This window comes from Actinomadura macrotermitis, assembly GCF_009604375.1.
GTDB lineage: Bacteria > Actinomycetota > Actinomycetes > Streptosporangiales > Streptosporangiaceae > Spirillospora > Spirillospora macrotermitis.
This window is the reverse complement of sequence record NZ_WEGH01000002.1, coordinates 1,174,742-1,185,799: the sequence shown is the minus strand read 5'-3', so window position 1 is coordinate 1,185,799 and position 11,058 is coordinate 1,174,742. Positions and strand designations below refer to the sequence as shown.

The 11,058-nt window shown below is 74.3% G+C and carries 13 protein-coding genes; 8 read left to right on the top strand and 5 right to left on the bottom strand.

What is annotated here, in order from left to right; all coding sequences use genetic code 11:
- Position 1: 1 nt before the first annotated feature.
- Positions 2 to 703 (bottom strand): DUF2306 domain-containing protein, encoded by a 702-nt coding sequence (locus ACRB68_RS17420; RefSeq protein ID WP_153533471.1) that lies wholly within the window; start codon positions 701 to 703, stop codon positions 2 to 4.
- A 93-nt stretch (positions 704 to 796) separates the two neighbouring features.
- Between ACRB68_RS17420 and ACRB68_RS17415 the strand changes: the two genes are divergently transcribed.
- Positions 797 to 1,417 (top strand): MerR family transcriptional regulator, encoded by a 621-nt coding sequence (locus tag ACRB68_RS17415; RefSeq protein WP_153533470.1) that lies wholly within the window; start codon positions 797 to 799, stop codon positions 1,415 to 1,417.
- A 233-nt stretch (positions 1,418 to 1,650) separates the two neighbouring features.
- Here ACRB68_RS17415 and ACRB68_RS17410 read toward each other — a convergent pair whose 3' ends face one another.
- Both ACRB68_RS17410 and ACRB68_RS17405 read right to left on the bottom strand, forming a co-directional pair.
- Entirely contained in the window at positions 1,651 to 2,130 is a 480-nt protein-coding gene (locus ACRB68_RS17410; RefSeq protein WP_328594528.1) for a DUF4829 domain-containing protein, read from the bottom strand.
- 45 nt (positions 2,131 to 2,175) lie between these two features.
- Complete coding sequence (locus ACRB68_RS17405; protein WP_153533468.1) at positions 2,176 to 3,234, bottom strand: pyridoxal-phosphate dependent enzyme; 1,059 nt, start codon at positions 3,232 to 3,234, stop codon at positions 2,176 to 2,178.
- 89 nt (positions 3,235 to 3,323) lie between these two features.
- On the opposite strand from ACRB68_RS17405, the gene ACRB68_RS17400 reads away from it, so the two are divergent.
- The 3 genes from ACRB68_RS17400 (at position 3,324) to ACRB68_RS17390 (ending at position 4,836) form a co-directional block, all read left to right on the top strand.
- Positions 3,324 to 4,262: a LysR family transcriptional regulator gene (locus ACRB68_RS17400; protein ID WP_153533467.1), complete on the top strand. Its 939-nt coding sequence runs from the start codon at positions 3,324 to 3,326 to the stop codon at positions 4,260 to 4,262.
- Positions 4,263 to 4,378: 116 nt separating this feature from the next.
- Positions 4,379 to 4,681 carry a hypothetical protein gene (locus tag ACRB68_RS17395; protein ID WP_207709716.1) on the top strand — a complete coding sequence of 101 codons (303 nt, stop codon included), beginning with the start codon at positions 4,379 to 4,381 and terminating at the stop codon, positions 4,679 to 4,681.
- 11 nt (positions 4,682 to 4,692) lie between these two features.
- Positions 4,693 to 4,836, top strand: coding sequence for a hypothetical protein (locus ACRB68_RS17390; protein ID WP_153533466.1), 144 nt, complete (start codon positions 4,693 to 4,695; stop codon positions 4,834 to 4,836).
- Positions 4,837 to 4,847: 11 nt separating this feature from the next.
- On the opposite strand, the gene ACRB68_RS17385 is transcribed toward ACRB68_RS17390, so the two are convergent.
- A complete protein-coding gene (locus ACRB68_RS17385) occupies positions 4,848 to 5,060 on the bottom strand; it encodes a hypothetical protein (protein ID WP_153533465.1) in 213 nt (70 codons plus the stop codon).
- A gap of 115 nt (positions 5,061 to 5,175) precedes the next feature.
- On the opposite strand from ACRB68_RS17385, the gene ACRB68_RS17380 reads away from it, so the two are divergent.
- The 4 genes from ACRB68_RS17380 (at position 5,176) to ACRB68_RS42050 (ending at position 10,282) form a co-directional block, all read left to right on the top strand.
- Positions 5,176 to 5,931, top strand: coding sequence for a MerR family transcriptional regulator (locus ACRB68_RS17380; RefSeq protein ID WP_328594332.1), 756 nt, complete (start codon positions 5,176 to 5,178; stop codon positions 5,929 to 5,931).
- 80 nt (positions 5,932 to 6,011) lie between these two features.
- Positions 6,012 to 6,956, top strand: a complete 945-nt coding sequence (locus ACRB68_RS17375; protein WP_153533464.1) for a serine hydrolase — start codon at positions 6,012 to 6,014, stop codon at positions 6,954 to 6,956.
- 30 nt (positions 6,957 to 6,986) lie between these two features.
- On the top strand, positions 6,987 to 8,753 hold the full coding sequence (locus ACRB68_RS17370; protein ID WP_153533463.1) for a S9 family peptidase: 1,767 nt from the start codon (positions 6,987 to 6,989) through the stop codon (positions 8,751 to 8,753).
- 80 nt (positions 8,754 to 8,833) lie between these two features.
- Positions 8,834 to 10,282: a sigma-70 family RNA polymerase sigma factor gene (locus ACRB68_RS42050; protein WP_194293349.1), complete on the top strand. Its 1,449-nt coding sequence runs from the start codon at positions 8,834 to 8,836 to the stop codon at positions 10,280 to 10,282.
- An 18-nt stretch (positions 10,283 to 10,300) separates the two neighbouring features.
- Here ACRB68_RS42050 and ACRB68_RS17360 read toward each other — a convergent pair whose 3' ends face one another.
- Complete coding sequence (locus ACRB68_RS17360) at positions 10,301 to 10,972, bottom strand: TetR/AcrR family transcriptional regulator (protein ID WP_328594331.1); 672 nt, start codon at positions 10,970 to 10,972, stop codon at positions 10,301 to 10,303.
- Between the last annotated feature and the right edge of the window lie 86 nt (positions 10,973 to 11,058).

Here is an 11,058-nt window from a genome sequence, read left to right as displayed (position 1 = left end):
CTCAGCTCCCTCGTGTGCCTGCTTTCACCCCTAGGTCGAAGCCGGCCGAGGCCTCCTCTACATCCTGGCGCGCTCGCGGGCGAAGAAATCTGAACTCGGCGTAAAGCAGGTTCGGCAGCCAGCTGAGGAGGGCCGCCGCCGTGTAGGCGGTGTCGAACAGCGGCCGGAAGTCACCGTCTCGGAACGGCAGTTGCACGGCGATCAGCAGGCCGAGCCAGAGCCGCAGGGTGACGCCCGCGAAGGTGAGGGCGAAGTTGCGGCGCATCCAGCGCTCGTGGTCGCGGTACCGGCGCGCGCGGACGGCCCGGTAGCCGAGTACGGCGGTGGCGGCCCAGACCAGGTCCAGCAGGGTGAACGAGACGCGCGCGGCCCAGCCCGCCGTGGTCAGCAGCGCCACGACGACGCCGCTGAGGCTGGCGGGGAACACGCCGCCGAACAGGTAGAGGCGGCCGATCAGGCGGTGCGCGCGGCGCAGCCGCCGGACGAACTGCAGCGGCCCCACCAGCAGCGCGATACCGCCGGTCGCGGCGTGCACGACCAGGAAGGGCAGGTGGTAGGGCACGTCCGCGCGGATGCCGACGCGGGCGTGCACGTGGCCGGGGACGAGGTAGGCGGGCACCGCGTACAGCACGATGCCGATGCTCAGCAGGGCGACGAGGGCGAGGGCCGGCCGGTGGCGGGCGGCGGGAGCGTGGTCGGTCATGGGACCCGGCTTCCATTGGAAGTAGAACTATCGATAGTGAAGCTATCGATAGTGGGAGGGCCCGGCAAGACCCGGTTCCGGTAGAACGGGGGCATGCGGATCGGAGAGCTCAGCGAGCGGACGGGGGTCCCGGCGCCGACGATCAAGTACTACGTGCGCGAGGGCCTGCTGCCGCCGGGGACGCGCACCAGCCCCAACCAGGCTGGCTACGGCCCCGGGCACGAGCGGCGGCTGCGGCTGGTGCGGGCCCTGGTGGAGATCGGCGGGCTGCCCATCGCCAAGGTCCGCGAGGTGCTGGCCGGGATCGACGCGCCCGAACGGCCGCTGGACAGCGCCCTCGGCGTCGTCGCCCGCGCGCTGGAGCAGGCGCCCGCGCAGGACGGGCGGGCCGGCGCGGAGGCGCGGCGCGAGACGGACGGGATCGCCCGCGAGCGGGGGTGGGACACCAGGGCGCAGGAGTCCAAGCTGGAGACGCTCGCCGGGCTGCTGGAGACCTTCCGCGAACTCGGCCAGGAGGACCTGGCCGCGCTCGTCGGCCCCTACGCCGAGGCGGCCCGGCTGGTCGCCGAGGCCGACATCGCGGCGCTCCAGGCCCGCTCCGGCCGGGACGAGACCCTGGAAACCATGATCATCGGGATGGTGCTGGGCGACGCGCTGTTCCGGACGCTGCGCCGCCTCGAACAGACCCGCCTGTCGGGCGAGCGGTTCGGCTAGAGCGGGGTGTTCGCTTCAGCCCGGCCCAGAAAGCTCGCCTGGCGGCTCCCCTTGACCGCGTTCGGGCGAGTGCGCCGTGTTGAATTTCCAACCCGGATCAAAGGGCCGCCTGGCGGCTCACCTCTGGCCGCGCTCGGACGAGTGCGAATCGCTTCGCGATCGCCCCGGGCAGGGCTTGCCTCCGGTGTCGCCCCGCCCGGGTAGGTAGCGTGTGGCCTCGCCTTAGGCGCCGGTCAGCCGACGCCCTGGTCGTTAATGCGCCACGGCTTGCCGGGAGCCGTGCGGACCAGGAGATAGCCCCAGTCGGTGGGGCCGTCCGGCATGGACTGCAGGTGGGCGTGCTGCAGGTCGAACGACACCGGGACGTTGACGGCGTCCGCATAGCGGTGACCGTCGGGGGACTTGTAGCCGCGCTCGACGACCGGGGCGTCGATCTTGATGCCGGCCAGGCGGGCGTCCTTGAAGATGTCGTCCTGCCGGACGACCTGCTTCTGCAGCTCGGCGAAATAGCCGGTCGTCAGGGCCTGGCCCGCCTTGCGGTCGTGGGCGTTGATCGCCTTCAGGTAGGCCCCGACGACCTCGCCGGGGGCGGCTCCGTCCTTGACGGGAGCGGCGACCGCCTCGGCCTGGGCGGCACCGGGCTTGGCGGGCGGCTTTTCGGCCCCGCCGGAGCAGGCCGTGGCCAGGACGGCGACCACCAAAAGGGATGACACGTACTTCAAAGGTCGTCTCCTAACGAATTTGGAGCAACCTATCCCTTAAGCGGGCAGTGGGTTGGCGGCGGCACCCTCGGTGCTCAGCAGGACGACCGTCCCGGCGTGGTGCGGGGCGAGCGCGGCCCGGCGGCCGGGGGTGAGCGCCGCGCGGGCGCCCGCCAGCGACGCCGCGCCGCACGGCCCGGCCGGGACGCCGTGCGCGGCCAGGTCGCGGGCGGCGCGCACGGCCGCGTCGTCGCCGATCGCGACGGCCGCGTCCAGGCCCGCGCGCAGCACCGGCCAGGCGAGGGCGGACGGGGTGGCGCAGTTCAGCCCCGACATGATCGTCTCGCCGGGCGGGACGGTGCCCGGGACGCCGGCGTGCAGCGCGGCGAGCACGCACGCGGCGGCCGCCGGCTCGACCGACAGGACCGTCGGGGCGTGCGGGCCGCTGCGGTAGTGGGTGACGGCGGCCTGCGCGAGGGACCCGACGCCGACCGGAACGGCGACGAGCCCGGCGGGCGCGGCGCCGGCGGCGGCGAGCTGCGCGTCGATCTCGGTGAACAAGGTGGCGTAGCCCTGCACGATCCAGCGCGGGACCTGCTCGTAGCCGGGCCAGGAGGTGTCCTGCACGAGCAGCGTCTCGGGGGATTCGTCGGCGGCGGCGCGGCGGACCGCCTCGTCGTAGGTGCCGTGCACCCCCACGACCTCGGCGCCCTCGGCGGCGATCGCGGCGCGGGCGGCGGGGTGCACGCCGTCCGGCACGTAGATCCGCGCGGCCAGCCCGCGCAGCCGGGCGATCGCGGCGACCGCGCGGCCGTGGTTGCCGTCGGTCGCGGCGACGAGCCGCGTGTGGCCGCGCAGCGCGCGGTGCACGCCCCAGGACGCGCCGAGGACCTTGAAGGCGGGCAGCCCGAGGCGCGACGACTCGTCCTTGACGAACACCCGCGCGACGCCGAGCCCGGCGGCGAGCGCGGGGATCTCGACCAGCGGCGTCGGCGCGTAGCCGGGCAGCGCGGCGTGGAACTCCGCGACCGCGGCGGGCGCGGGCGGGCAGCGCCACTCCCGGGCCTCCGGGCGGGCGAACCAGGCGGCGGGCGGGGCGGTGACGACGGAGGCCATGCCGAGTACGCTGCCGCACGATCACTTGTTCGGTCCAGCGAATCTTTTCGAGCGGTATCCATCAGAAAAACTCATCAATGGGGGTCGGCATGCTCGATCTGCACCGGCTGCGGCTGCTGCGCGAGCTGAAGCACCGCGGCACGCTCGGCGCGGTCGCCGAGGCACTGTCCTACAGCCCGTCGGCGATCTCCCAGCAGCTGTCGGTGCTGGAGCGCGAGGTGGGCCTCACCCTGCTGGAACCGGTCGGCCGCCGGGTCCGGCTGACGCCGCAGGCCGAGATCCTGGTCGCGCACACCGAGGCGGTGCTGGAGCGGCTGGAGCGGGCCGAGGCCGACCTGGCCGCGTCGCTGGTGGAGATCACCGGGACGCTGCGGGTCGCGGTGTTCCAGACGGCGGCGTTCGCGCTGCTGCCCGACGCGCTGACCGAGCTGCGCCGGACCCATCCGGGGCTGCGGGTGCAGGTGGTGCAGGCCGAGCCGGAGACCGCGCTGCCCGCGCTGCTGGCCCGCGACTTCGACCTGGTCGTCACCGAGGAGTACCCCGGCTCGCCCGTCCCCCGGCCCGCCGAGATCGAGCACGCCGAGCTGTGCGAGGACGAGATCCGGCTGGCGCTGCCGCCCGGCGCGCACCCGGCCGAGCTGGCGGACCGGCCGTGGGTGATGGAGCCGGCCGGCTCGGCGGCCCGGCAGTGGGCGACGACGCTGTGCCGCGCGGCCGGGTTCGAGCCGGACGTGCGGTTCGAGTCCAGCGACGTGCTGCTGCACCTGCGGCTCGCCCGGCAGGGGCACGCGGTCGCGCTGCTGCCCGACCTGGTGTGGGCGGGCGGGACGCCGGAGGTGGAGCTGCGCCGGCTGCCCGAGGGGCGGCGGACGCGCCGGATCTTCACCGCGGCCCGGCGCGGCGGCGGCGCGCATCCGGCCGTCGCGGCCTGCCGGGACGCGCTGCGGCGGGCGGTGCGGTGCGGCGGGACGGCCGGTTCGGACCGGCCCGTCCTGCTCGAGCCGGGGTCCTTCCCCAGGGGCGGCTAAGGGACTAATTCCACCCCTGATCGGGGTTTTCCCTGATAGCGATGAGTCAGCAGAAGGGTCAGAGTCGTATGTAGTAGCAGAAGCCGCTCTCCCCATCCGGAGGAAGAAGGCATCCGATGTCGACCGTGCTCTCCACCACGGGGCTCTCCACCACGGGGCTCACCACCACAGAGACCACCACGGGACTCACCGTCACCGACCTGGCACAGATCCTCTTCGCGTCCCGGCTGCAGGCGTCCGCGGCGCCCACGCCGGAGCAGGTCCGCCGCGCCATCGACGAGCGCCTGTGCGCCTGCGGCGGGGACCACGCCGAATGCGCCGCCTACGTCGCCCAGGAGGCGGGCGACCACCCCGACAGCTACGCCGAGCGGATGCGCTGGGCGCTGCGGACCGTCACCGGCGGCGGGCCCGCCGCGTGAGGAGGGATCCGATGGACAGCCGGCTCGCCGAGGAGATCGTGCCGCGTTCGCTGCGCCGCCTCATCGCGCTGGAGCAGCGCCAGGAGGAACAGGAACCGGAGCAGCGCCGCAGACCGCGGCCGCGCAAGGTCCTGCGCGTGCGCCGTTCCTCCTGACCCGCCGCGGGTCAGTGCTTGGACGACGACTTCTTCTTCTTTTTCTTCTTCTTGTGGTCGCCGTGCTCCCACTCGTAGCCCGGGACCTTGTTCTTGCAGTACCGGTCGCTGACCTTGGTGTCGGTGGCGTCGTGCTCGCACCAGCGCTTCTCGCCGCAGCCGGTCAGGCCGAGACCGCCCACCAGGACGATCGAGGCGAGCAGGGTGAGAGGTGCCTTCCGCATGAGCGGCCCCTTTTCCACAACACAGGTGTCAGACCGCCAGAGGGTAACCCAAAAATGCTGATCACCGGCAGGGTGGGCCGCCCGGCGGCGGGAACGGCGCAACTATGCTGGCGCCGTGAGCGATGAGGTGGCCCAGCAGCACGGCCGGCCAGGCGGCCGCGAGTACCGGATCGGCGAGCTCGCCGAGGCCGCCGGCGTGCCGGTGCGGACCCTGCGCTACTACCAGGAGCGCAAGCTGCTGCCGCCGCCGCGGCGCGTCGGCCGCATCGGCCTGTACTCCGACGAGCACCTGGCCCGGCTGCGCATGATCGCCGGCCTGCTGGAGCGCGGCCACACCCTGGAGGGCATCCGCGAGCTGCTGTCGGCGTGGGAGCAGGGCCGCGACATCGGCACGGTGCTCGGCATCGAGAAGGCCGTCACCACGCCGTGGTCGACCGAGACGCCGGTGACGATGACGCTGGCCGAGCTGGCCGAGCTGTTCCCCGGCGAGGTGCGGCCCGACGCGGTCGAGCGGGCCGTGCAGATGGGGCACCTGGAGGTGCACGGCGACGAGGTGACGCACTGGTCCCGGCGGCAGCTGGAGGCCACGGTGGCGCTGGTGCGCGCCGGGGTGCCGCTCGCCGAGGTGCTGGAGGTCAGCCGGGAGCTGCAGCACAGCATGGACGAGCTGGCCGCCCGGTTCGTCCGCATGATCACCGACCATCTGGTGGGGCGGATCGCCGAGCGCGACTTCGGCGACACGCTGGCCCGGCTGCGGCCCGGCGCGCAGGTGTCGGTGGAGGCGGGTTTCGCGCGGGCGATGGACCGGCAGGTCCAGGCGGCGATCGGCGAGGTGCTCGGCGGGCTGGCCGGCCCGGCCGACCGGTCCTGACCGGACCCGGTCATCTCGATGCCGACTCGATACCCGGGGTGCCTCCCGCCCTCCTCCCGATGATCACTAATGTGATCGGCATGCCACGCCGTCACTCCCGTACCGCGCTCACCGCGCTGCTCGCCGGCGCCGCGCTGGTGCCCGTGGTGCCCGCCGCGCAGGCCGCACCCGTCGCCGCACCCGTCACCGCACGGGCCGCCGCCGCGAACCCGTGCACGTCGGAGCGCAACCCGCGGACGGCCGCGGCGCTCGGCAAGGCCGTCACCGCCGCGCTCGCCGGACGGCGCGGCACCGAGTCGGTCGCCGTCTACGACCGCAGGCGCGGCATCTACTGCGCGGTCGGCTCCACCCGCCGCTACGACTCGGCGAGCGTGGTCAAGGCCACCATCCTGGCCGGGCTGCTGCGCAAGGTCACCGACGCCAAGCGCACGATGACGGCGCGGGAGAAGACCCTCGCCACCAAGATGATCACCAAGTCGGACAACGCCGCCGCCTCCACGCTGTGGCGCGAGGTCGGCCGGACCCGGCTGCAGCGGCTGCTGAACGACGCCGGCATGACCCGCACCGTGCTCGGGCCGGGCAAGTACTGGGGCCTCACCCAGATCACCGCGCACGACCAGATCAAGCTGCTGCGGCTGCTCACCGCGCCGAACAAGGTGCTGAGCGACAAGGCCCGCGGCTACGAGCTGAAGCTGATGGGCCAGGTCGTCTCGTCCCAGCGGTGGGGCACCCCGGCCGGCCACCCGCAGGGCGTCGCCTGGCACGTCAAGAACGGCTGGCTGCCCCGGCACGGCAAGGCCTGGCGGGTGCACAGCATCGGCGCGTTCGACGGCCGCGACCGCGACTACATGATGGTCGTGCTGACGCAGGACACCCCGTCGATGGGCTACGCCGTCACCACGATCGAGCGGGTGGCGCGCGCGGTGCACCGCGACCTCAACCCGGGCCTGCGCGTCACCACCACCGAGACCGTGCCGGCGCAGGTGCCCGAGACCTCCGACGGCTCGGTCCCCCCGAACGTCTGATCCGGCGGCCGGTCCGGCGATACTGGGGGCATGGTCGACGAAGATCGCTGGAAGGCGCGGTTCCGGGCCGCGCGGGTGAGCCTGCCCGGCTGGGCCCTGGACGCCCCGGACCGCTGCACCTACAAGTCGAACGTCACCGGCACCTGGGAGATCTACTCCTGGGACCGGTCGACCGGCGAGCGGCGGCAGGTGACCGACCGGCCGAACGGCACCTGGATGGGCGGCGTCGACCCCACGGGCGGGTGGGTGTGGTGGTTCGCCGACACCGACGGCGACGAGTTCGGCGTGTGGATGCGCGCGCCGTTCGGCACCGCCGACAGCGCGCCGGCGGTGCCGGATCTCGCGCCGTCCTACCCGTCGGGCCTGGCGCGCGGGTCCAGCGGCCTGGCCGTCATCGGCCGCACCACCGCCGAGGGCAACACCGTCCACCTGTGCCGGCCCGGCGCGGCGCCCGAGACGCTGTACCAGCACGCCGAGGACGCCCACGTCGCGGGCCTGTCGCGGGACGAGACGCTGATCGCCATCGGGCACAGCGAGCACGGCGACAGCCGCCACATGGCGCTGCGGGTGGTGCGGCCGGACGGCTCCACCGTCGCCGACCTGTGGGACGGGCCCGGCAAGGGCGTCTACGGGTCGGGCTTCGCGCCCGTCGCCGGCGACGCGCGGATGCTGGTCGGGCACGAGCGGCGCGGCACCGAGGAGGTCCTCATCTGGGACCCGGTCGCCGGCACCGAGCGGGAGCTGGACTTCGGGCTGCCCGGCGAGATCGGCGCCGACTGGTACCCCGACGCGTCGGCGCTGCTGGTCTCGCACGCCCACGAGGGCCGCGACGAGCTGTACCGCTACGACCTGGCCTCCGGCGCGCTCACCCGGATCGACACGCCGCGCGGCGTGATCGGCGGCGCCACCGCCCGCCCCGACGGCACCGTGGAGTTCGGCTGGTCGTCGGCCGCCGCGCCGCCGGTGATCCGCTCCACCGGCGGCGCGGTCGTGCTCACCCCGCCCGGCCCGCCGGCGCCGCCGTCGGTGCCGGTCGAGGACGTCTGGGTGGAGGGCCCCGGCGGGCGCATCCACGCGCTGGTCAGCCGCCCCGCCGAGGGCGAGGGCCCGTTCCCGGCGGTGTTCGACGTCCACGGCGGGCCGACCGCGCAGGACGACGACTCGTTCTCGCCGGTGGCGGCGGCGTGGGTCGACCACGGCTTCGCGGTCGTGCGCGTCAACTACCGCGGCTCGACCGGGTACGGGTCGGCGTGGCGGGACGCCATCGAGGGCCGCGTCGGGCTCACCGAGCTGGAGGACATCAAGGCCGTCCGCGACTGGGCGGTGGAGTCGGGCCTCGCCGACCCGGACCGGCTGGTCCTGACCGGCGGGTCCTGGGGCGGCTACCTCACCCTGCTCGGCATCGGCGTGCAGCCGGGCGACTGGACGGTCGCGGTCGCGGCGGTCCCGGTCGCCGACTACGTCGCCGCCTACGAGGACGAGATGGAGGGGCTGCAGGCGTTCGACCGGTCCCTGTTCGGCGGCTCCCCGGCCGAGGTGCCCGACCGGTACCGCGAGTCGTCCCCGATCACCTACGTCGAGCGGGTCCAGGCGCCGGTGCTGGTGCTGGCCGGGGAGAACGACCCGCGCTGCCCGATCCGCCAGATCGACAACTACCTGGCGCGGCTCGCCGAGCTCGGCCTGCCGCACGACGTGTACCGCTACGACGCCGGGCACGGCTCGCTGGTGGTGGAGGAGCGGATCAAGCAGATGGCGGCGGAGATGGCCTTCGCCCGCAAGCACCTCGGCATGGCCTGATCCGCGCCGCCCGGGTCCGTGGCCGGTCACGGACCCGATAAGCATTGCGTTACGTGCGGGTTTGCGTGTTAAGTGTGCGGGTGGCACATGCGGTGGGCATCGGGGTGCTCTCGGACGGGGAGCTGATCGCAGGAGTCCGGGCCGGGGACGACAGCGCCTCGGCCGAGCTGTTCTCCCGCCACCATCCGGCGGTGCTGGCCTACGCGCGCGGCCTGGCCCGCGACGCGCACACCGCCGAGGACCTGGCGAGCGAGGCCTTCGCCCGGACCTTCGCCGCGCTGCGGGCGGGCAACGGCCCGGGCACCTCGTGCCGGTCCTACCTGTACGCGGTGGTCCGCAACACCGCGGTCGACTGGGCCAGGTCGGGCCGGCGGACCGTGGTCACCGACGAGGTCGCCGCGTGGGCCGACCGGCCCGCCGAGGAGGGGCCGCAGGACGACCCCGGCGAGCTGGACGCGCTGCGGCGGGCGTTCCGGTCGCTGCCGGGCCGGTGGCAGCTGGTGCTCTGGCACACCGTCATCGAGGACGAGCCGCCCCAGCAGGTCTCCCGGGTGCTGGGGATCGAGCCGGGCGCGGTGACCCAGCTGTCGTTCCGCGCGCGGGAGGGGCTGCGCCAGGCGTTCCTGGCGGCCAGCTGCGAGAGCCGCCCCGAGTGCGCCCCGTTCCTCACCCAGCTCGCCGCCGGGGTCCGCCGGCCGGGCCTGCGCAAGGGGCGCGCGCTGCGCGCCCACCTGGCCGGCTGCGCGGACTGCCGGGACGCCGCCGAGCGGATGGCCGACCTCAACGGCCGGCTCCGCCGGGTCCTGCCGCTCGGCCTGGTCGTCCTCGGCGGCCCCGACCCCGACCCGGCCCCGCTCCTCACCCGCCCGGTCGCCGCCCGCCGCAGGTGGCTGCTCCTGGCGGGCGCCGCCGCGGGCCTCACCCTCATCACCGGCGGCCTGTTCGTCTTCCCCGGCGAGGACGGCCCCTCCCGGCCGTCCCGCCCGACCGTGCCGGCCGCCGCGCTCCCGGCCGCCGACAGCACCGCCCCCGCCACCACCGCCGCCCCCACCCCGCGCGCCACCGCCAAGAGGTCCGGGGCGGGCCCGGGCGGCCGCCCGTCCAGCCGGGGCCCGAGCCGCCCGGCGACCCGCAAGCGGGGCGCCGCGCCGTCGAAGGGCGTCAGCGGACGCAAGATCCGCAGCCTCGCCGTCGTCACCTGCCTGGCCCCCCAGGGCACCGGGATCCGGCAGACGATCTGCGGCGGCAAGGAGAGCGACTGGACGCAGACCCCCGCGGGCGGCGGCTTCACCCTGAAGAGCGACGCCACCGGGCGCTGCCTCGCCCGCGGCGCCGCCAAGAGCGGCGGCCGCTACGCCCTCACCACCGCCCCCTGCGGCGGCGCCCACCAGACCTGGGTCCTGGACGGCGGCCGCATCGGCGACACCGAGGGCAACCTGCTGTTCGCCGACCCCGTCGGCGTCCTGCCGCTCTTCCTGGCCAAGCCTTCCCTGCTCGGCATCATCGGCCGGTTCTGGACCATCATCTGAGCCCGCCGGGCCGCCGGGTCAGTCGCGGACGTCGCGGATGATCGAGACGAGCTCGCGGGTCACCGACTTGAACCCCGGCAGCCGCGACATCGACACCATCCGGTTCACCAGCGGCACGGTCCGCTCCACCAGCAGGTAGGTCTTGCGGCAGCCCGGCGAGCCGTCGTGCACCCAGTACAGGACGATGCCCATCGAGTACAGCCACAGCAGCTCGGGCAGCTCCGCCCGGAACTCCGGGTCGATCTTGAGGGTGGAGCCGTCCACCACCTGCCGGTAGATCGCCACCGCCGAGTCGCGGGCCGGGCCCGACTCGGCGCTGAACGGGTTGAGCGGGCTGGTCGGCTCGGCGGCGAACTTGAAGAACTTCCCGGCGAACGCGTGGTAGGGCACCATCGTGTCGACCCGGGCCTTCAGCACCCCGAGCAGCCGCGGCGCGAAATCGCGCTCGGTCGCCAGCACCGCCTCGCACGCCTTCAGGTGCTCGTCCTGCAGCTCGTCGTAGTACGCCTGGATCAGCTCCTCCTTGGAGCCGAAGTAGTAGTAGGCGTTGCCGACCGAGACGCCCGCCTCCTTGGCGATGGCCCGCATCGTCGTCGCCTCGTAGCCGCGCTCGCGGAACAGCCGCAGCGCCGTCTCGACGATGAGGGCGCGCGTCTGCTCGGATTTCACCGCCTTGGTCTCCTCGGTCACGTAGGCCAGCCTAAAGGCCGGTGCCGACGAATGTTCGCCCGCCGAACGCCGAAGGGGCCGGGCGGTGCGACGCACCGCCCGGCCCC

Excerpts from the sequence above, each read along its gene's own strand:
- ACRB68_RS17395 (WP_207709716.1), top strand. The coding sequence starts at position 4,379 with ATGTCGACCGTGCTCTCCACCACGGGGCTCTCCACCACGGGGCTCACC.
- ACRB68_RS17415 (WP_153533470.1), top strand. The coding sequence starts at position 797 with ATGCGGATCGGAGAGCTCAGCGAGCGGACGGGGGTCCCGGCGCCGACG.
- ACRB68_RS17370 (WP_153533463.1), top strand. The coding sequence starts at position 6,987 with ATGGTCGACGAAGATCGCTGGAAGGCGCGGTTCCGGGCCGCGCGGGTG.
- ACRB68_RS17390 (WP_153533466.1), top strand. The coding sequence starts at position 4,693 with ATGGACAGCCGGCTCGCCGAGGAGATCGTGCCGCGTTCGCTGCGCCGC.
- ACRB68_RS17405 (WP_153533468.1), bottom strand. The coding sequence starts at position 3,234 with ATGGCCTCCGTCGTCACCGCCCCGCCCGCCGCCTGGTTCGCCCGCCCG.
- ACRB68_RS17400 (WP_153533467.1), top strand. The coding sequence starts at position 3,324 with ATGCTCGATCTGCACCGGCTGCGGCTGCTGCGCGAGCTGAAGCACCGC.
- ACRB68_RS17375 (WP_153533464.1), top strand. The coding sequence starts at position 6,012 with ATGCCACGCCGTCACTCCCGTACCGCGCTCACCGCGCTGCTCGCCGGC.
- ACRB68_RS17420 (WP_153533471.1), bottom strand. The coding sequence starts at position 703 with ATGACCGACCACGCTCCCGCCGCCCGCCACCGGCCGGCCCTCGCCCTC.
- ACRB68_RS17385 (WP_153533465.1), bottom strand. The coding sequence starts at position 5,060 with ATGCGGAAGGCACCTCTCACCCTGCTCGCCTCGATCGTCCTGGTGGGC.